The organism is Streptomyces viridifaciens, from assembly GCF_001888885.2.
Lineage (GTDB): Bacteria > Actinomycetota > Actinomycetes > Streptomycetales > Streptomycetaceae > Kitasatospora > Kitasatospora aureofaciens.
Map to the genome: position 1 here is coordinate 1,379,275 of NZ_CP090840.1, position 18,522 is coordinate 1,397,796.

19 protein-coding genes and 4 pseudogenes are annotated in these 18,522 nt (G+C 70.5%); 9 read left to right on the plus strand and 14 right to left on the minus strand.

Annotation, left to right across the window (positions count from 1 at the left end; translation table 11 throughout):
• Positions 1 to 30: 30 nt before the first annotated feature.
• From BOQ63_RS05775 to BOQ63_RS05785, 3 genes are all read right to left on the minus strand, one after another.
• On the minus strand, positions 31 to 390 hold the full coding sequence (locus BOQ63_RS05775; RefSeq protein ID WP_143174639.1) for a hypothetical protein: 360 nt from the start codon (positions 388 to 390) through the stop codon (positions 31 to 33).
• Positions 354 to 698, minus strand: a complete 345-nt coding sequence (locus tag BOQ63_RS05780; RefSeq protein ID WP_143174640.1) for a hypothetical protein — start codon at positions 696 to 698, stop codon at positions 354 to 356. The genes BOQ63_RS05775 and BOQ63_RS05780 overlap by 37 nt, the downstream gene beginning before the upstream one ends.
• 251 nt (positions 699 to 949) lie before the next feature.
• Entirely contained in the window at positions 950 to 1,822 is an 873-nt protein-coding gene (locus BOQ63_RS05785) for an aminoglycoside phosphotransferase family protein (protein WP_454130665.1), read from the minus strand.
• Between the two features lie 405 nt (positions 1,823 to 2,227).
• Here BOQ63_RS05785 and BOQ63_RS05790 point away from each other — a divergent pair, with 405 nt between their 5' ends.
• Positions 2,228 to 2,743 carry an SDR family NAD(P)-dependent oxidoreductase gene (locus tag BOQ63_RS05790; protein ID WP_454130667.1) on the plus strand — a complete coding sequence of 172 codons (516 nt, stop codon included), beginning with the start codon at positions 2,228 to 2,230 and terminating at the stop codon, positions 2,741 to 2,743.
• A 230-nt stretch (positions 2,744 to 2,973) separates the two neighbouring features.
• A pseudogene (locus BOQ63_RS05795) lies at positions 2,974 to 3,439 on the plus strand (transposase); the annotation flags it as partial.
• Positions 3,440 to 3,620: 181 nt separating this feature from the next.
• On the opposite strand, the gene BOQ63_RS05800 reads toward BOQ63_RS05795, so the two are convergent.
• Positions 3,621 to 4,349: a TetR/AcrR family transcriptional regulator gene (locus BOQ63_RS05800; protein ID WP_030555839.1), complete on the minus strand. Its 729-nt coding sequence runs from the start codon at positions 4,347 to 4,349 to the stop codon at positions 3,621 to 3,623.
• A gap of 89 nt (positions 4,350 to 4,438) precedes the next feature.
• Between BOQ63_RS05800 and BOQ63_RS05805 the strand changes: the two genes are divergently transcribed.
• The 3 genes from BOQ63_RS05805 to BOQ63_RS05815 all read left to right on the plus strand — a co-directional run bounded on the left by BOQ63_RS05805 (position 4,439) and on the right by BOQ63_RS05815 (position 6,214).
• Positions 4,439 to 5,299, plus strand: a complete 861-nt coding sequence (locus tag BOQ63_RS05805) for an SDR family oxidoreductase (RefSeq protein ID WP_072653595.1) — start codon at positions 4,439 to 4,441, stop codon at positions 5,297 to 5,299.
• Positions 5,300 to 5,608: 309 nt separating this feature from the next.
• Positions 5,609 to 5,905, plus strand: a complete 297-nt coding sequence (locus BOQ63_RS05810; protein WP_072653596.1) for a hypothetical protein — start codon at positions 5,609 to 5,611, stop codon at positions 5,903 to 5,905.
• 48 nt (positions 5,906 to 5,953) lie between these two features.
• Positions 5,954 to 6,214 carry an MBL fold metallo-hydrolase gene (locus BOQ63_RS05815; RefSeq protein WP_072653597.1) on the plus strand — a complete coding sequence of 87 codons (261 nt, stop codon included), beginning with the start codon at positions 5,954 to 5,956 and terminating at the stop codon, positions 6,212 to 6,214.
• A 303-nt stretch (positions 6,215 to 6,517) separates the two neighbouring features.
• Here BOQ63_RS05815 and BOQ63_RS05820 read toward each other — a convergent pair.
• Positions 6,518 to 7,248 (minus strand): annotated as a pseudogene (locus tag BOQ63_RS05820) (IS30 family transposase); the annotation flags it as partial.
• A 289-nt stretch (positions 7,249 to 7,537) separates the two neighbouring features.
• Here BOQ63_RS05820 and BOQ63_RS05825 point away from each other — a divergent pair.
• Positions 7,538 to 7,672, plus strand: a pseudogene (locus BOQ63_RS05825) (IS630 family transposase); the annotation flags it as partial.
• A gap of 689 nt (positions 7,673 to 8,361) precedes the next feature.
• On the opposite strand, the pseudogene BOQ63_RS05830 reads toward BOQ63_RS05825, so the two are convergent.
• The 4 genes and pseudogenes from BOQ63_RS05830 to BOQ63_RS05845 all read right to left on the minus strand — a co-directional run.
• Positions 8,362 to 8,532 (minus strand): annotated as a pseudogene (locus tag BOQ63_RS05830) (IS701 family transposase); the annotation flags it as partial.
• Positions 8,533 to 8,689: 157 nt separating this feature from the next.
• On the minus strand, positions 8,690 to 9,811 hold the full coding sequence (locus BOQ63_RS05835) for an FAD-dependent oxidoreductase (protein WP_072653598.1): 1,122 nt from the start codon (positions 9,809 to 9,811) through the stop codon (positions 8,690 to 8,692).
• 206 nt (positions 9,812 to 10,017) lie between these two features.
• On the minus strand, positions 10,018 to 10,239 hold the full coding sequence (locus BOQ63_RS05840; protein WP_072653599.1) for a hypothetical protein: 222 nt from the start codon (positions 10,237 to 10,239) through the stop codon (positions 10,018 to 10,020).
• A gap of 162 nt (positions 10,240 to 10,401) precedes the next feature.
• Positions 10,402 to 11,292, minus strand: a complete 891-nt coding sequence (locus tag BOQ63_RS05845; RefSeq protein ID WP_030555859.1) for a tyrosinase family protein — start codon at positions 11,290 to 11,292, stop codon at positions 10,402 to 10,404.
• Positions 11,293 to 11,506: 214 nt separating this feature from the next.
• On the opposite strand from BOQ63_RS05845, the gene BOQ63_RS05850 reads away from it, so the two are divergent.
• Complete coding sequence (locus tag BOQ63_RS05850; RefSeq protein ID WP_072653600.1) at positions 11,507 to 11,818, plus strand: hypothetical protein; 312 nt, start codon at positions 11,507 to 11,509, stop codon at positions 11,816 to 11,818.
• Positions 11,819 to 12,492: 674 nt separating this feature from the next.
• Here BOQ63_RS05850 and BOQ63_RS05855 read toward each other — a convergent pair.
• Positions 12,493 to 13,623, minus strand: a complete 1,131-nt coding sequence (locus BOQ63_RS05855) for a hypothetical protein (RefSeq protein WP_079183425.1) — start codon at positions 13,621 to 13,623, stop codon at positions 12,493 to 12,495.
• A 480-nt stretch (positions 13,624 to 14,103) separates the two neighbouring features.
• On the opposite strand from BOQ63_RS05855, the gene BOQ63_RS05860 reads away from it, so the two are divergent.
• Positions 14,104 to 14,526 carry a thioredoxin family protein gene (locus tag BOQ63_RS05860; protein WP_072653601.1) on the plus strand — a complete coding sequence of 141 codons (423 nt, stop codon included), beginning with the start codon at positions 14,104 to 14,106 and terminating at the stop codon, positions 14,524 to 14,526.
• A complete protein-coding gene (locus tag BOQ63_RS05865; RefSeq protein WP_030555869.1) occupies positions 14,523 to 15,041 on the plus strand; it encodes a protein-disulfide reductase DsbD family protein in 519 nt (172 codons plus the stop codon). The genes BOQ63_RS05860 and BOQ63_RS05865 overlap by 4 nt, the downstream gene beginning before the upstream one ends.
• 134 nt (positions 15,042 to 15,175) lie before the next feature.
• Here the strand turns inward: BOQ63_RS05865 and BOQ63_RS05870 are convergent, their stop codons facing one another.
• The 4 genes from BOQ63_RS05870 to BOQ63_RS05885 form a co-directional block, all read right to left on the minus strand.
• Positions 15,176 to 16,297 carry an SCO2583/SCO2584 N-terminal domain-containing protein gene (locus BOQ63_RS05870; RefSeq protein WP_072653602.1) on the minus strand — a complete coding sequence of 374 codons (1,122 nt, stop codon included), beginning with the start codon at positions 16,295 to 16,297 and terminating at the stop codon, positions 15,176 to 15,178.
• 184 nt (positions 16,298 to 16,481) lie between these two features.
• On the minus strand, positions 16,482 to 17,054 hold the full coding sequence (locus BOQ63_RS05875; protein WP_143174641.1) for a hypothetical protein: 573 nt from the start codon (positions 17,052 to 17,054) through the stop codon (positions 16,482 to 16,484).
• Positions 17,055 to 17,197: 143 nt separating this feature from the next.
• Complete coding sequence (locus BOQ63_RS05880; RefSeq protein WP_141763823.1) at positions 17,198 to 17,488, minus strand: zinc finger domain-containing protein; 291 nt, start codon at positions 17,486 to 17,488, stop codon at positions 17,198 to 17,200.
• Positions 17,489 to 18,047: 559 nt separating this feature from the next.
• Positions 18,048 to 18,512: a hypothetical protein gene (locus tag BOQ63_RS05885; protein ID WP_030555873.1), complete on the minus strand. Its 465-nt coding sequence runs from the start codon at positions 18,510 to 18,512 to the stop codon at positions 18,048 to 18,050.
• Positions 18,513 to 18,522 lie beyond the last annotated feature (10 nt).

An 18,522-nucleotide genomic window follows, 5' to 3' on the forward strand; every position in this document is an offset into this window, starting at 1 on the left:
GCGGGACTTCGGTGCTGGCCGGGCCGGTCGTCAGTGCGACCAGTACGGGTCGTCCGTGGTCGGGGGTGCCACGTTCAGCTGGCGCGTGTAGGTGTCCACCTTCTGGCCCGGGATGGCGGGGTTCTTGCCGTACACCTCGGTGCCCGCGAACTGGACGCCGTCCAGGGAGGCCTGCGAGCTCACGCCCGGGGTGTCCATTTCCAGGGTGACGAAGACGCCGCCGGGCGAGGTGGCGGAGATCTGGCGCTCTTCGGTGACGAAGGTGCCGGTGTTGGCGCCGGCGAAGTTCTGGAACGGGCCCACCCTGTAGCCGTGCGCCTTCCAGTACTGGGCGAGCTGGTCGGCGAGGATCTTTACTTCGACCGGTGGATCTGGGCCTTGAGCGACCACGTGCGGTAAACGGTAGAGGTCGGCCTCGGCTCGCCGTCCCAGTGGTCCTCGGCGCGGACCACGTAGTACCAGCCGTCGGAGTGTGTGACCTGCGGGGTGATGGCGCCGGCGGCGCCTTCGGGAGCGTTCGGGGTGCTGTCCCTGGCCTTCCCGGCGTCCGTCCCGGGCTTGTCGTGCCGGGCGATCGGGCTGTGGCCGTGGTCGAAGAGCCACACCCCGGTCGTGACCGTGCTGATCAGGAGAAGGGGGAGTACCGTGTCGTGGGTGACCGGCCACCTGAGGGTCGTGGAACGGTCGCTGGTCTGCATCTGCATCGTCCCCCGTGTCAGCGCCGGTCTTCTTGCCGGCCTTGATCGCGAGGCTACGGGCGGGCGGCCCGGCAGGCCTGAGCACTGGTACTCAGATCCGGGCCCAGGCGGTGCGCAGTTCCGTCACCGGCAGTTGCTTCGGTGACCGGCGGCGTGGGCCTGGCAGGGCGCTGCGGTCTTCTTCGTCGTTGTCAGCGCCAGGGCCGGTGGTGCGGTCCACCGGCCCTCTGTGACGCCAGGTCAGTCCGTTGTCACTCGGCCTGCGCCAGTGCGCGCACGTCATGCCAGTCACGTTCGATTACCGCCATCCGTTGGTCCCTCCACGTGGAGGGGGGTACCGCACGGTGGTTGCGGAGTTCTCGTACGAGCAGCATGGCCCGGTTCAGGGTGAAGGCGGCGCGGACGGACTGGGGTCCGGCGGCCACCAGTTCCTCAATCTGTGGACGGGCTTTCGGGGTGGCTGCCAGGACGATCCAGAGCACCGCCAGGTCGTGTCCTGGGAGGTAGTGTCCCGCGTGCTCCCAGTCGATCACTGTGACCCGTCCGTCGGGCCTGACGACGAAGTTGGTCGGCAAGGGGTCTCCGTGGCCTGGCACGAGGTCGGTGCCGGCCCGGTGGAACAGGTCGGTCAGGGCCTGGTGTTCCTGCGGGGTGGTCAGGCCCTGGCGGTGGTCTCGGTCCAGGCGTGCGAGGTAGTCGAGGGTGCGGGTGAACGCTCCTGTGGGGGGACTCCATCGGCTGAGGTCGCTCATGGCCGTCAGCATGGCGGTGACGTGGGCGGGGTCCAGTGCTTGTGGTGGGCACCGGTCGCGGCCCGGGGCGGGCGAATGGCCTGGGACGTGCTCGATGACCAGCACGTGGTGCCGGTCGTCCACGGCGATGAGGCCGGGGACCGGCACTGGCGGTGGTGTCTCGGCGAAGGCCCGGTAGGCCTCGATCTCCGCGCTGAACTTCTCGACCCAGAGTGGTTCTCGGGTGGTCAGCAGCTTCGCGACGGCCGGTCCGTCCTCGCAGTCCCCCGCGATGAGCAGGGACTTGTCTGTTCGGGAGAGGAATGCCGTGGGGCGGAAGTCCGGTCGTAGCCGGATGACCGGTGCGGCGGCGCCGGTGAGTTCGTCGGGCACGGAGCTCCTTGCTGTTCCAGGCGCGGAGCCGCCGGGTGTTCTGGGCCGGCTCCACGCGCAGCGGGGCGGTTTCCCCGGTGCGCTCTGAGAACCCCCTGGCGGTGCCGCCTGGTTCCCGTGCCGGCTGCTGGATCGAGCAGTGCGTCGATGCTCTGAACAGAGGGCATGCGGACCCCTGTCCCGGATCGCACGCGGCCTGACCCCGTCAACGCGGATCCAGCTCGCGGTGCAACGCCGCCACGTTCCCGCCCGCTCGGAAAGCCGGGCCCGCAACTCGTCCGTGACTGCGAACCCGCCACGACGCGGTACCGCCTCCAGACGACCCGGCTCCGGACCGTTGGGACGTGCGCGAGAGCAGCCCGTGCCGCTGACGCTCTGCTGAACGTCTCCTCCACGCTCGGCTGGATGCCGAAGCCGGACCTTGCCGTCTACAGCGCCACCAAGGCATACACCACCGCCCTCACCGAGGCGCTCTGGGCGGCGCACCGCGCCGACGGCGTCCGGGTGCTGGCCTCCTGCCCCGGGGTGACGCGCACCGAATGCCAGCCGCACGAGGACGTGCCCGCCCGCTCTGGTCCGGACACCCGAGCAGGTCGTCGCCGCCGCCCTGCGGGCGCTGCGCCGGGGCACAGGGCCGACGGCCGTTCCGGGAGCGGCCGACCGCCTCTTCGTCCTCGACGCCCGTCTCTTGCCCCGCCGTCGGACGCCGGCCCTGTTCGCGCAGCAGGACGCGAAGGCGCGCCGACGGTGCGGGTGGCTCCCTTGAACGGCCTATCGGGGTGCTCGACCGCGTGGTGCGCGAGGCCGACGGCGCGGGGCCGCGCAGGTCAGCGGTCGCACTCCGGGCAGCACCGCGCGGCGAGCTGGGGCGAATGCCAGGGCTGCCCGAGGGCCGTGGCTCGTAGTGGGAGTGCCAACTGAGTCGGCCTGGTCGTCGAAAGGGCTGAGGCAACAGCGCGCTGGCGCGCCGTGTTGGAGGCGGCGGCCGTACAGGCCGCCGCGTGGCTGACCAGCCCCGAGCGCCGGGAAGCCCGCCGCGGAGCCATCCTGAGCGGTCGCCGCAAGGCCGCGCCGGGTGACCGGGCCGTCCCCCGGCGCGGCCGGAGGAAGAAGCCCGTGTTCCACCCGCCCCAGCCCGGCCGCGGCGCGTCTCCCGCTCCCGCTTTTTCTGGGGCCTGCGCCTTTACCTGGTCTGCATGCCGACGGGCATGCCGATCATGTGGGCGCTGGCCAACCCGAAGATTGGCGAGCCGGATGTCTTGGCCGCGATGCTCGAGGTCGACACCGAACTGGTCTCGCGGCGGGAGGGCATCCTGCTCATGTCGGACAAGGGCTTCGCCTCGAAGGCGTTCGAGAAGGACCTCGCCGAGCTCGGCGTCACGTTGCTGCGGCCCTCGCTCAAGCGCGAGAAGAAGCGCTACGCGTGCCGGACCGGAGGCGCCCGCGGCACAGGCCCCCGCCCGGCCCAGCCGCACGCCCCGAGTCGATGCTCAAGAAGGTCCGCCAGCTGATCGAGTCGGTCAACGACACCCCCAAGGGCAGCTCGACCTGGAACAACACGGCGGACGGACCTTCGAGGACGTTGCCATCCTCGTCGCTCAGCGCGTCCTAGCTGTATTGACCACGAGCGTTGTTAACAGTGGGCGGCGGAGACGTGACCAAGGTTGGAGGCGCGTTATGGGCAAGGGGGAGTCAGCCGGTGCCGTGTGGTCGCCCACCGGCTCATCTCGTGGACGCCGCTTCATCGCACGATCTCTCCTCGGAAGGTTCAACCTGCACGAGGGCACCTGACGCGCGATCAGGCATGCGGCGCGCCACCGTCCGCCGCCAGGCGCGTGAGCCACTCACGCAGCAGCCGCTGCTCGGCGTCGCTCAGGACATCGGCGTCGTCGGGGAGGGCGGCGCACAGCGCGCGGGCCGCTGCGGCGGGACCGGACTCCGCGGCGGGGACCGCCGGCTCGGCGCGGGTGACGGCCGCGACCATGGACTCGCGCAGGACGGTCAACAGCGCCGGATTGCGGCGGTCCGCGGGAGTGGAATGCCAGGTGATGACCGCGCCCTGGCCGGTTGCCTGGATGATCTGGGCGGCCAGCTCCTCGTCGACCCGCAGCCACCCCCCGGCCGCCAGCCGACGCACCCGCCCATGGAGGATCTCCAGGCCCGCGCGGTGTGCTACGTCCGATCCCCGGCCGGTGGCCCGGTTCATCACCGCGAACAACTCGGGGCGGGAGACCCCGAACTCGACCACCATGTCCCAGCCGCGGCGCAGCTCCTCCACGGGGTCCTGCGGGTCGGGGTCGAGCTGCGTGCGCTTTCTCTCCAGGAACTGCGCGTAGCCGTGCTCGGCGACGGCCTCGAGGAGCCCGTCCTTGTCGCCGAAGAGGCGGTAGATCGCCGGCGGCTGCATCCCGGCCGCGGCGGCGACCGCGCGGGTGCTCACCGCGTCAGGGCCGCCGTTTTCCAGCAGCTCGACGGCCGCCTCGACGATGCGGCGCCGAGGGCTGTCGGTGGAGTCGCGCGTAGCCATGAACCGATGATACCGAGGATTTGGTTCCACCGGAATTTCCAGTGTTACCGTTGAAGTGATTCCACTGGAACCAGTGTCGGGAGTACCCCATGATCATCGTGACCGGAGCCACCGGGAAGCTCGGCCGCCGCACCGTCGAGCGCCTCCTGGAGCGCGTTCCCGCCGACCGCGTCGGCGTCAGCGTCCGCGATCCCCGCAAGGCCCAGGACCTCGCCGACCGCGGCGTCCGCGTCCGGCAGGGCAGCTTCGACGACCCCGCCTCGCTCGTGCACTCCTTCGAGGGCGCCGAGCAACTGCTCCTCGTCTCCCTCGACCGCACGGGCCAGGAGTGCGTCGCCGGCCACCGCACCGCCATCGACGCCGCCGTGCAGGCCGGCGTCGGACGCATCCTCTACACCAGCCAGATGGGCGCCGCCCACGACGCCCGGTTCCAGGCATGCCGCGACCACGCCCAGACCGAGGACCTGCTGCGCGCCACCGGCCTGCCCTGGACCGCGCTGCGCAACGGCTTCTACGCCTCCAGCGCCCTGCAGTTCCTGGAGTCCGCCCGCCACGCCGGCGACATCGCACTCCCCGCCGACGGCCCCGTCGCCTGGACCGGCCACGACGACCTCGCCGAGGCCACCGCGGTGATCCTCGCCGAGGAGGCCCGCTTCGAGGGGCCCACCCCGCCGCTCACCGGCCCGGCGGCGCTCGACTTCGACACCGTCGCCGAGATCGCGTCCCAGACCACCGGACGGCCCTTCACCCGCACCGTCATCCCCGACGACGTCTTCCGCGAGCAGGTCCTGGCGCACGGCGCCCCGGCCCCGATCGCCGACCTCATGCTGAGCATCTTCGCCGCGGCGCGGAATGGCGAGTTCACCGCTGTCGACACGACGCTGGCCGAGCTGATCGGGCGAGAGCCCGCCACCTTCCGCACCCACCTGGAGCGTGCCTGGGCCGAATAGATCCAGTGGGGCGCGCAGACGGCCCCGGCCTGACTCGCCGCCCACAAAGGCTCGTCCGCTGTCGGCCGAGGACGTCGATCACCAGATCGGCGGCCTCGGGCACAAACTCAGACTCCGCATCAGATTCCGTACCATCCCAGAGGTTTCCCGTGCCCACCCCCATGCCCGGCTGGCCATCCACGGCAGACGGCTCCTCGTTGACCGGGTCCGCGCTTGGCAGGCCCATCGCCCACGTCGCCGACGAAACGGGCATCTCCCGCAGTCTGCGGGAACTGCTGTCCGACGTGGCCGTCGAGCGGTTGCGCCCGGATGCCCCGCCGGCCGACCACGGCAGCCTGCGGGCGGATCTGGAGGCGTGGGCGGCGCAGTTCGCCGAGGGGCGCCCTGCGCCTACTGCTGCCGCCCGCTGCCCCAGGCGAACGCGCCGGCACGCTCGCCGCCTACTACGTCCTCAGCTACCTGGCCATGAGCATCCCCGCCGTCCTCGCCGGCCTGCTGACCAACCTGTACGGCCTGCGGACCGCCGTCTCGCCCTACGCCTCGACCGTCGTCCTGCTGACCCTTATCGGCCTCACCCGCGCCATGCGGCAGCCGCGCACCGCCTGACCGCGCCCTGCCTTCCCGCACCGCCGCGCCCCCCGAAAGAACCCGCCGATGAGCACCGCCACCCCGCGTCAGGCCGCCTCCTCCAGCACGGGATGGGACCTCGGCGACACCGTCGTACGCCGCGTCGACATCGACTCCGCCCAGGCGATCCGCACCCGTGCCCGGCTGCTCGACGGGCTGGCGGACACCGACGCGCTGCTGCTGGGCACGCACTTCCCGCGGCCCAAGGCCGGCACCGTCCGCCGGGGGCAGGGCCGCTACCGGCTGCTCGCCGAGCCGGGCGTCGAGATCCCGGCCACCGCGGCCTGATCACGCGGCCGGTGCCGTCCGGCCGCCCCGTGCGGGCCGCCGACCAGCTGCAGCGCCTGCAGCCACCTAAAGCTAATCCTTGGCCGCTATGGCCTCGGTTGCTCCGTCACTCAAACCTCGACCGAGAAGGAGAACATCCATGTCCACCGTCGAACTCACACCCCCGGAGGCCGCCCGCTGGGCCGCCCGAGCCGGGCATGGCCATCGACACCGAAGCCATCACCACACGAGCGGTACTTCGGATTCGACAAGTGGCAACTTCTGCATCTGCCCGGCGGGGACACCTGGACGGGGACGACATTCACCCCGGGCTTCCTTTGGCTCGACGCCGTAGCCTTCCATCCGCGGAGGTGGACCAGGATCGTGAACCTGGTCGTGCGCTCCGCGAGCGTACCGATCGCGGACCGGTCCGTCCCGATGATCAGATCGCCTTCCCAGTGGCCCGCGACGGCCCGGTCCTCGGCCTCGGCGGGACGCTCGCTGATCACCACGTCGGGCGTGACGTGACCGGCCGCCTTCTGGCGGGCGCGCGAGCGCGGAACCCGAAGGGCACGCCCGGTCCGCGGGCACGTGACCAGCTCACGCTCGAGCGCGCCGCGGCCCTGGACGTAGAGGGCCTGGTAGATCGCCTCGTGCGAGATCCGCATGGATTCGTCGTCCGGATAGTCGACCCGCAACCGCTTCGCCATCTGCTCCGGACTCCACGCCGTCGCCCAACGCCGGTCCTGACGGCGGGGCTTGTTCCGCCCCTTCCACTTCTGCGTCACCGGACCCGGCACCAGCCTTCCGTCGGGAGCCTGGATCAAGCTGGCCAAGCGGTCCTGCACGTACGCGCGCAGCCGCTCGTCGGCCGCGAGCTTCGCGGTCTTCGGCCGACCTGCCGCCAGCTCGGCCTTCCACTGCGCGATCGAGGCCCGGTAGTCGAGCCGCCCGCACCTCGTTGCCGCGTTGCGCCGCAGCTCGCGAGAGATCGTCGACGGCGAGCGCCCCAGCCTGCGGGCGATCTCCCTCACGCCGGCGCCCTGAGCCCTTAGGCAACGGCGAGTGCGGCGGCCGCCCGCATGCCGTTGGCGCACATGCCGCTCACCACACCCACGCCGGCGGCGACGGGAGGCCCGTCGGCGCGGAACAGGCAGATGGCCTCCCGGACATGGTCCCCCTGCGGGAAGTTCGCCCAGGGACTTCGTCGAGCAGGAATCTGTTCTTGGCCTCGGTCCTGACCACAGCCGCCACCGCGCGCACGTCGAACGGCCCGTCCGCGAACGAGGACAGCTCCGCCCCGGATGGCAACTCGGTGCGCTTGTCGGTAGGCCCCCACGCGGCGTCATCTTCCAACGCACCACGACCTGGAAGGAGTCCACCGACCCCGAGTACGACGCCAAGCTCGACCGGATCGAGCACGTCCTGGACCGCTCTCCGGGCCGGGCGTTCGCGTTTCACAGTTCACCACACCACGGCTCAGTGCTCTGGCAGTTGGTCACCTCGACAGTTTCGCGGGGCGCTCCGGGTAGGCCGCGCCGACGTACCGCGTGGCGGTCGCGTGGGTGATCCCGAAGAGCTGAGCTTGAGGGGTCACCGGTGGCGAAGACTTCGTCGAGCTCGTGGGCCTGACGTGTCTGCTGGCCCTGTCCTTGCCCGCAATGGACGGCCCACGCAACGCCGTGAGCTCGCTGCCCCGGGCCTTGGCCGCGGTGCTCGTGTCGCCGGGGCGCTGCGGTCGTTGAACACCGGGCGGGCGTTCCGACCAGGACGCGCCCGCCGGTGCCCTGCACCGCCCGGTACGTACACCCCCCACGGCACCGGGCCTGTATGGCACCGCTGCCCGGGTCGGCAGGCTGGACGGGCCGGCCGACCCGGGCAGGTAGGGACATCTCCGAAGTCCCGTGCGATCATCAGCGCGACGGGCATTCTGGACGCCGTGGCCATTGACAGCCACCCGTCCTGAAATCGCCTCGTCCAGCGCGAGTCCTTCACCGCCCCCAGGGCCGATGTTCTGCCGACCCCGCCCCGTATCGTGAACGACCTGGCCCGCGACCTCCGCCAGGCCGCTGACGCCGTCCGCGCTCTGCCCGAGCGCCGGGCGCCGATGTGACGCTGGTCGCCTACACCGCGGTGGTGTGCACCGCCTCCACCGCCCGCGTCGGCACCCAGCAGGCATAGCGCAGTAGACGCTGCAGCGACCCGGGCCGCGTATGGTCCGCTTGCTCGGCCGTCTGCCAGCAGTTCTTCCGCTCCACGCCCGACAGCAGCCCGAGCAGGTAGGAGCAGGCTGACGCGCGGGGCTCAACCCGCCGGAACCGGCCCGCGAACCGGGCCATGCACTGGTCGGACATCGCCCGCCAACGGGCAGGGTCTGGGCTGTGCCGTGCAGCCACCGCACGATCCTCAAGAGTCGACACAACCCCCCAGGATCATGCGATGGCCGTGCCCGTTCCCCGCCGGGTCCGCGACAAGATCGCGAACCCGACTGAGGTGTCAGGAGCGATCGAACAGGGTGACTACGCTCTGCGGTGCTTCCCGGCCGAAGAAGATCTCCAGATTCTGCGCCGAGCGGCTGGCGGCGTCGCCACTCCGCAGGAACAGCCGCTCTTCGTAGGCGGTGAGCGCGACCTCGATGTCGGGTTGCTCAACCAGCTTGCTCGCCAGGTCCGCGCCGTCGTACATGGCGAGGTTCGCACCCTCGCCGGCGAAGGGCGACATCAGATGCGCGGCGTCGCCGACGAGCGTCACACCGGGCACTCTGTCCCACTTGAGCCCGACGGGCAGGGCGTAGATGGGTCGGAGCCACGGTTCCACGTCGCTCTGTGTCACGAAGGCGGTGAGCAGCGGCGACCAGCCATCGAACTCGTCGGCAAGTTGACGGAGGCCAGCGGACGGGTCGCCGAAGTCGATCGACCTCATCCACTCCTCGGGCTTGTTCAGCGCCACGTATCCGCGCACGTGTCCGTCGGCGTAGCGATGCGCGATGATGCCTTTGCCCGGCGCGACCGCCATCAGCGTGCCGCTGCCGATCGCGGCCACGCTCGCCCGACAGCCCTGGCCGCCCGAGGCGAGGGCGATCTCGATGAAGCAGGTTCCGCTGTAGACGGGCTTGGCGGGGGTGAGCAGCGGACGCACCTTCGACCAGGCACCGTCCGCGCCGATGACGATGTCGGCGCGCGTGGCGGAACCTTGCGCGAAGGTGAGGTCGTAGCCGCCCTCCACACGGTGCCGGATCGAGGCGAGCTTGTGACCCCACCTGATCGTCCCGGGTGCCAGCGAGTGGATGAGCAGGCGCCGCAGTTCGCCACGATCCACCTCTGGACGGGCCGAACCGGGGTCCGCAGGCATGTCGAAAAGCATCGTGCCGTGGCGGTCCACCACGCGCTTGGCATCCTCGCCCGGGCGGACCAGAGTGAGGAACTCGTCGAACAAACCGGCTGCGCGAAGCGCGACCTGTCCGGTTTCTACCTGGATGTCGAGCAGGCCGCCTTGCGCACGGGTCTTCGCCGAAGCCTCGCCCTCGTAGATCGTCGCGGCGACGCCGTGAGCCTGAAGCACCCGCGCGAGCGTCAGCCCGCCCAGTCCTGCTCCGACAATGGCGATGGTCTTCTGCATGCTGCGCTCCTCTGTTGCGCCGACACGCGCCGGCGGTGGTCAGCGCCAAAAGCGGACGGGATGCCCGATCTCGGCAGGGAGACGCTCACCGATCAGAACCATCTGTATCGATGTACGTGCGATGTCCGGCGGGTGGACCGCGGAACATCGTTTTTCGCGACCTCGTGACTGTAACTCAGCATCCGCTTCGCGGTGACCGGGACCGCTCACGCTGCGACCAGGTTGGTTTCCCGGGCGCCGTCCGCGCTCGTGCGGCTGTAGTAGAGCAGGCCGTCCGGGCGCACGGTGCCCTCGCGGCCCTCGGCGAAGCGGTGGGTGATCTCGGGGATGAAGTCGAACGGCCCGTAGGCGTCGCCCCGGCGGCGGGCGTCGGCCAGGAACACCAGGTGGGTTCGCATGACGGCGAGCTGGTGCCACAGCGTGGACATGAAGGCGCCTGACGCCGTGCGGTCGGGTGTAGGTCGCTCGCCTGCGCGGTCGGGGTTCGCGGTCAACGACACTGTCAAGCCATACCGCTGGACCTACGAAGGCGCCCCACTCAAGGCCGTATGACCAACGCCCCTCAACGAACCTCCGCGGAGCAGCACTAGTCAGGCGTAGGAGTAGCCGAGGATCGTGGTGCTGTTGACGTCTGAGGCGGTGCTCGTCCATGGATCGAGCACGGCGTCCTTCCCGGTGAGGCTGGGCTTCCCGGTGTGGTTGAGCTGCCAACCGTCCCAGATGTGGTCGACGTTGGCATGCAGCAGCCAGAAGATCGGGTCGTGTGCGGATTCCATGATGTCGCTGATGGTCCCGTTGCACCAGTTGTGTACCTGGTTGTGGGCGTCTGTCTCCAGGTGGCTGGTGAACGGGTTGTAGCGGGGGCGAGCCAGCAGGCCGTCGATGATGGCCTGGGTCGGCAGGGAGCCGCCGGCTGCGCCGGGCGTGTCGCGAACGACGTTCGGCGGTCGCCATACCCAGTCGGGCCGGGCGTGGTCGTTGGCGTAGTCCCAGTACGGCACCGTCAGCGCGGGTTGGACGCTGCGCAGCAGGTCCTCCAGCTCCAGGAGATACCTGCGGTGCCAGGGCAGGAAACGCTGGGTTCCTACTGGGCCGCTCATCGAGTGCATGCGGTGGCTCATGTCGGCGTGCACGGCAGCCAGCTGCTCGTACGCCCCTGAGGCGTGAACCTGCTGGAGGGCTCGGTTGAAGCGGTCGCGGCCGGCCTGGTCGAGGTTGCGGTGGTCGATCCGCACGCGGGTGAGACTGCTTGCGAGCTGCATCACAAAGTTCCGGGCGACCTCGGCGGGGACTTGCTCCGGGATGGTGCCGTTCGGTTCCGGCTGGAACGAGGCGACGTGGCGGTCGAAGCGTACGGCCGCGGCCTCCGGGTCGAGCGTCGGCTGCAGGCCCCAGCTGTCTTGGAGTCGGCGCAGCTCGGCACGATCGGGGAACCTGCCACCGAAGGGCCGTTCGGCGGTGGTGGTCTGGTCGATGGTCATGTGACGGTGATCCTCTGGATGAGTGGCTGGTGCTTCCACGGTCCCTCGGAGCGGGCCCGCTGATGTGGGGAGACGCGAGAACCGGATCCCCGTTCATCCCAGCAGATCAGCAGGAATGAGGCGTAACGGGCACTCGTTGGCGCCCGTTGACGGCGACGAGGGTGCCCTTCTCCGGCGAGAGCGCGTCGTCGTTCACCGAGCCCTCGAACACCACGTGCGCGGAGCACGCGACCGGGGCCGTGTCGCGCTGTACACCGGCGCCGGGGGCGGCTGGACTCAGGTCCGCGGTGCGACCGACCGCGTCTTCACCAGCCGCACCACCCTCTACGCGACCGACCTGACCACCGGCGACATCGAGCAGTACGACCGTGGACGCGGCACCTGGACCCGCATCGGCGGCCCCGGCGCCACCTTCGCCGCCACCGACGACCATCTCTACGGCGTCAGCCCCGACCACTCCGGCGTTTTCGAGTACACCGGCGCCAACGGCGCCTGGACCGAGATCGGCGGCCCGGTCGCTCCCTGACACCGGTCACCGGCACGGCCTGAACACGTGAGCGGAGCCCCCAGCCCTCGACGTGCGCCCGGACCGGCGGAAGATGCCGCCGCCCGGTCCAGGCCGCAGCGTGTCCGGCGTGGTGGGTGAACATGCGCAGGTGGCCCTGTACCGCTGGAGCGATGTCGCCTGGCCCGCAGGACAGTCACCGGTGAGCGCAACGCTGCCGACGCTGACGGCCGCACTCGCGGAACCGGTGGAGAGCGACCACCGGCGGAGCACGGCGCCTGCTCGCGCGCGAACATGAGGTGTTGGAGTACCTGGCGGTGGCGGCCGGCGCGGCCAAGGCGAGCGCCCGGTGGGACGGGGACCGCTACCTGCTGCCCGCCGCGACGTACCGGATGGCGGCTGACGTCGTCGACGCGCTCGGCGCTCTGGTGCCGGAGAACGACCGAGGCGGGGTGGCGGTGCCGGCACGGAAGCTGAAGGCGTGGTGGGACGGGGCGCCGATCCGCAGGACGGCGCCAGGAGGTCGTCATGGAGGTCGCCGCCGGTGTCGCCCGCGACACCGGCGGCCTGTGGCGCCATCCAGTGCGCCCGCACCGGTAGGCATCCGCCAGCTCCACGCCTGCCGCTTTCGTTCGCCGGTTTGTTCTGATCACACCCCGGACAGCTCTGCTCGTAAAAGCACGGGATCAGTGAGTTCAGTACTGGATGGAATGGCTGCGGAGGTAGGAAAGCGCGTCCCAACCGGTGGAAAGCGGGGGGCCGGCCTTCGGTCGGTCGGTATTGAAGTATTCGGAGAACGTGGACGGGGCGGTAGACGTCAACAGGGTGATCGTGCGGTTCCAATTGCCACCGTCGACGTTCCTCCACAGGTCGAGCAGCGAACCGGTCACGTTGCCCTCGACCTGGTCTCCGGTACCCCAGCCTGATGAGTAAGCGAAGGACATCTCGGTGCCGTTCGGCCACACGTAGCGGTAGTCACCCAGGAGGTAGGCAGCGACGGCGTCGGCGAAGCCCTCGACCCATGCACACGTACCACTGCCAGCGCGATTGTAGATGTACTGGGAAGTGCAGATGGTGTAGCTCGGGAAGCCGTTGAACAAACGATTCATGAAGAAGTGACCGGACTCATGGAGGACGGTGTGCTCGGAGTCGGGGTCGGCGGCGGAGAGATGGATGGTGTGGCTGCCGATGTCGTAGTACGGACCGTCCGTCGAAGTGTCGGTCCACTGGATGTTGAGCTCGGTGCAGTGGTTTCCGTCTGTCTCGTGAGAGGACCAGCAGATGCTGGCGGGGTTGTCGCGGTTCCACCACAGAAGGTTGACGGTGTCGAAGGCGTGCCAGGCCCGGGCAGTGTCGGAGGAAGGCTTGATCACGCCAAGCGAAGCGCTGGAGGAGACGTTGTGCAGGGTCTGGGAGTCCAGCGTGTAAGTCGCGCCTCGGGTGTCGTTGACCCTCCACAACTTCGTACTTTCGGCATTGAACCGCACCCACATGCTGCTCATCGACGTCGTCGTGGGCGTGTGGCAGAGCTTGAAGCCTCCGTCGCCCGCCGTGTACTGGAAGTCGGCAGTGAGCCGGTGCGGGGAGTCGGTGGGCTTCTCATTCCCCCACAGCTCGACGTTCGCGCTACGGACCGGTTTGGTCATCGTCGGCTTCGACGTTCCCGCGTCGGCCGACTGGTAGTCGTACAGGAGATTTCCGCTCAAGCAGACAGGAGCCCCGACCGCCGCCGCGCTGGTGGCTGACAGCGGGACTGCGGCCATACCGGCGAGAACGGCCGCGCCGAAGGCGGCGAAGCGACGCGACAATTTCTTTCCTATGCCCATGGGCTTCCTTTCAGAAAAACAAATAGGGAAGGGCCCCTGTCGGCCCCGGAAATGACGTCCCGTAGGATGATACTGACTGCATCGTCGATGTGGATCACGCGAAGGCGCCCGCCGGCGCACGGCGAATCTGGCCTGGCCGACGGTGAGATTCCTGCTGGCGACGTCGGAACAGCAGGGGCAGACACGAAGGTCGACGGGTAGCCGTCCGACACCGGCCTTCGAACAGCTGCCGCTGCTGGCCGAAGGCCGTGGCCCCGCTATCCTCCCTGGGTCAGCGATCAACACCGGGGGGAACTTATGCGGCAGCGCCGCGCTCTGCTTGCCAGCGCCGTCCTGGCGACCGTACTCACCAGCGGCTGCGGCTCGGGCGGCAGCGCCACGGGCGGGGCGGCTGACACAACCGGGACGCCCCCTACTGCTGCGCCGACCGGGACGGCCACCGCAGCTGCTCCGCCCGCGAGTTCCGCGTCGACGGGCTCGGTGACCACGAGCGCCGGGGCCGGGAAGCTGCCGGACGGGTACGACCCTAACCGGGACGCCGCGTCCGATCTGCAGGCGGCGCTTGCCCTGTCGGCCGGCGATCAGCGGCCGGTGCTGATCGACTTCGGGGCCAACTGGTGCCCCGACTGCAAGGTGCTCGACAAGCTGTTCCGCTCCGAGCAGGTCGCCCCGCTACTGCGGGACGACTACCGGGTGGTGGCCGTGGACGTGGGCAGATTCGACCACAACCTCGACCTGGCCGCCCAGTACGTCGACCTCCAGCGCAGCGGCATTCCCGCGCTGGTGGTGCTCTCCCCGGACGGCGCGGTGCGCACCGCGAGCAACGACGGCGCGTTCTCCAACGCCCGCAGCATGACTGCGAACACGGTCGCCGCCTACCTCAAGCGCTGGTCGCAGAAGTGAGTCCGGCTGGGCGGCCCCGTGCAGGGTCTGCGGTCGCAACGCTGCTGCTGCTCGGGGCGGCGGGCTGCGCCGCGGATCCGGCGCCGGCGGCCACCCCCGCCGCCAGCTACAGCGGCGGCGGGGTCACAGTCGCCGTGCGGCTTGAGGCCGGGGAGGGCGGGCGGCAACTGCTCAGCGCCACCTTCACCCCCGAGCAGGCCGGGTTCCACCTGTACAGCGTTGACCTGCCGGCCGGCGGGGTGGACGGGCTCGGCCTGCCGACCCGGCTGACGGTGCGCGGCGGCCTGGCCCCGGACGGCGTCGCCCAGGCAGACCGTCCGCTGCGCACGGTCAGCCCCTTGGGCCTCGGCATGGAACTGCCGGTCTACCCGGACGGCGCGGTCACCGTCACTCTCCCGGTCCGCCGATCCGACGGGGGGCCGGCTGAGGCGGTGGTGAGCTTTGGCGCGTGCAGCGAGCAGCGCTGCCTCATCCCCGTTACCGACCAGGTCATCCCCCTCGGTCCAATCGGCTGACACGGGCGGTCAGCCCAGCCGGTTCGCCGTGTGGGGTAAATGCCGATGAAGGGTGCGTGCTCGGCTGGACGCCAAGCGGACCGTACCGCCGTACCCGGTTCAGCGTCGTCGGAGCTCTTCTCGGGTGGCTCCGGTCAGTGGGGCACCCGGTTGTCGGTCGCCAGCACGTCGCCGGGCACCGTCGAGCCCACCTGGCGCCGCAGCGCGCCGATCGCCGGATCCGAGATGGAGACCGTGAGCCGGTAGTGCGGCTGGCCGGTGATGGTGTTGTGCGAGTCGGTCGGCGCCACCAGGAACTGCTGGAGGGTGAAGCCGTCGACGCCCGGGCACAGGGCCACGGCGGGGAGGGTGACCTGTACGGAGGCGCCGTTCTCGGGTGCGACGTGGACGGTGCCGCCCGCGTCGGACGGGGCGTCTTCGTCGGGTGTGAGCGGGAGCCCGTGGGCCCCGGCGACCAGGCCGTCCGGGCCCTCGATCTCCACTGCCACGCCCTGCGGGCCGAGCGGTGTGGAGAGGTCCAGCCCACGGTCGCCGGCGCCGGGGCCCGGGCCGAGCCCCAGACTGATGGTGAAGTGCCCGGGGTCCTTCTGCGAGGTTCGTGAGAACCCGTAGGAGCTGAGGACGAGTTGCGGTCCCGGCGGCGGGGCGTCCGACCGCGCTCCGGCGGCGAAGGTGAAGGACGCGGGCGCCGGCTCGAAGTGGTGGAAGCCCTTGGTGCCGCACCTGGTGCCGTCGGAGACCCCGCCGCCGGGTAGCGCGACGTCCGCGGCCGGCCCGGCAGATACGGGCACGGCCCGCGGCTTGCGCGCCGCAAGGCTGTCCCCGTTCAGCAGACCGGCCGGGTCCACCCCGACCGCGACGGCCAGCAGCGCCGCGAAAGCGCTGGCCGCGATCAGCGCGGTGCGCCGGCGTCCGGGCCGGGTCCACCGTGAGCGGGCCGTGCCGGGGGTCGCCCCGGGCGCCCAGCGGCGGCCACCCGGCTCCTGCCGCCACTGCGCGGTGAGCATCCGGGTCCGGGCGGTCGGCTCCTTGACGGCGGCGTCCTTGATGAACCGCTCGTCCACGACGAGTCCCTCGAACGGGTCGGGTGTCGCCCGGCCCGGCGCTATGGGCTCCGGCTCATGGGAAGGGGGCTGGCTGGGTTCCTCGGCGGGCCCTTCGGCGGCCGTCGGGTGGGCTGTGGTCGGGGGTTCGACGATGGACTCGGGGAGGCCGAGGGAGTTGTAGGTGTAGTCTACCGCGGTCAGTCCGAGCACCCACCGGAGACGAGGGGGTCCTGGCGGGCGCCGGCCTCACGGTGCTGCTCGTGAACGGACATGACGGCGAGTGAGGGCACCGGCAGCCAGGCGAGCACACGCCGCCGTTCACCGCTCCGGCGTTCCGCGCGGTCGTCGCAGCTGCCATGCTTCTCGGCCTCGAAGCGGCTGGGGGTGCTGGCGGTCAGACCGAGTGGAGTCTGACCGGGAAGCAGGCCCGGCAGTCGGGGTTGGGGAACAACCCGCCGGCGAACATGTGGCGGTTGGCGAAGTAGACCTCGTCCCACAGGTGCGCGGAGTACTCCAGGAAGCGGACAGGCTCGGGAGCGGACAGGCCCCCGTCGGCCAGGACGGGGTAGGGGAAGCGGTGTCTGGCCGCCAGGGGCCGTGGGTCGCAACCGCCGTTCACGGCGACGGCGGGGTTGAGCCAGATCTTCATCAGGCCGTCGGCGAAGCCCTCGGTGTGCAGGAACCGGCGTCCGTCCGCGAGCCAGCGAAGTTCATCGACCAGCAGGTTCTGGGGCCGCTCCAACTCCTCCGCAGCGGACGCGACTTCGAGGCGCACCGCTCCGTCACCGTCGAGGTGCACTGCGAGGTAGCTCAAGGTGTTCGTCGGGTGGAAATCGGTGCGGCGGGAGCGGAACTGTCGGCCGTCGGCGGTTCGCTCGGCGCGGATCTTGCGCTGGTAGGCGTAGTAGGCGGCGCGCACCCCGGGGCCGTTGATGGTGGCGGGGCCGCACTGGCAGGTGGAGGTCACGGTGACCAGTGTGCCCAGTTGCACCGGCGACAGCCGCGACCGCGCCGGTGCGGGATGCAACTCGGCGCGTGGGAGGTCCTGCTCGCCGGCCGCGCCGTCCGTGTGTCGGAGAGCGAAACCCGGAGCCTTGCCGTTCGCGTGTCTCAGGACGCGGGGCGGGATGCGCTGAGGCCTGGCATCGGCACTGGCATCGGGCGGCCGTCCCACTTCGTCATCCCAACGCTGGGCTGCCAGCGCAGTTTGCGGATCCCCACCGTCTCCAGGATGGCAGGGGCACCCGCGTCGACCTGGCGGGGCTTGTGGAACAGCGCGTTGTATTCAACGCCGTCGACCCGGTTGCGGCAGTACTGACCTGGCTCGACTCGGCACTTGGGGCAGCCGATCTCGACGCAGGCCCAGTAGGCGCGGGCTCTGGCAGCAGTGGTGTCGTCCATGCGCGTGATGATGGCGCGCTCGGCTGGCTGCTGGTGCGTTTTTGCGGGAATCCGCTTCTTCGGGTGACGGAATGTGCTTCGTGTCGACGGAGGCCCGGACCGGTAGGCACGGTCGGCGCGCGGGAGCTGGTGCCCCCACCACGCGGCGCGGTGACGGCACAATGCGGAGTGCCGCTGTCGAGTTCCCATGTGGAGTGTGCTGTGCCGGTCGCATCCCCTGATCGCCGATCCGATGCGCCCACGGCGCCCTCACCGGCCGACACCGCACGGGCGAGCCGGTGGACGTCGATGCCGGAGAAGGTGTTCTCCACCGCGCTGCAGAAGAGCGTGCAGCTCGGACGGCAGGATCCCGAGCTCGTGGACGAGGCAGTACGCCGCGCCGAGGCAGGGTCCGTGCCGGTCCTGGGTGGGGCTGGCCGGAGGCGGCGATCAGGTGGTGTGCTGATCTCGTATACGCCCGACTACTTCGAGGACGGGGGCTCCGACGCGGGCAGCAGGCGGCCGGTGGCCCCCTGGACCGCCGTCCCTGGGGGTCACCGGTGCTGCGGGGAAGGGCCGGTCAGACGCAGACCCCGACCGGCGCCTTGGGACCGCACCAGTTGATGCGCAGGGCGTTGATCGCGTTGTTGGCCGAGTCGTAGACGAAGGTCAGCGGGCCGACGGGCATCGCCAGGTGGTCGCCGGTGGTGGTGATCGCGCCCTTGGCGACGGTGCCGGAGACACTGTCGATCCTGCCGCTCGCCGAACTGTCCGAGGGGCCGCTCCGGCCGGTGCGCATCTCCATCGTGAACGACCCGTCAGCGTTGACCGTCATCTGGTTGCCGTGGCCGCCCCAGGTCCCCGTGAACAGGGTGAAGTCGGGTGGACCCGCTGGTGCGGAGCTCGAAGGGTCCGCCTCCGTTGCGGGGAGTTGTTCCGAGGGCGCGGAGTCGCAGCCGGCCGCACCGACGGCCAGCACCGCTGCGACCGCGAGTACCGCAGGTGCGGTCCGGGCTCTGAGACCGGCGGTCCGGTGGGTCTTCATGCTTGTCTCC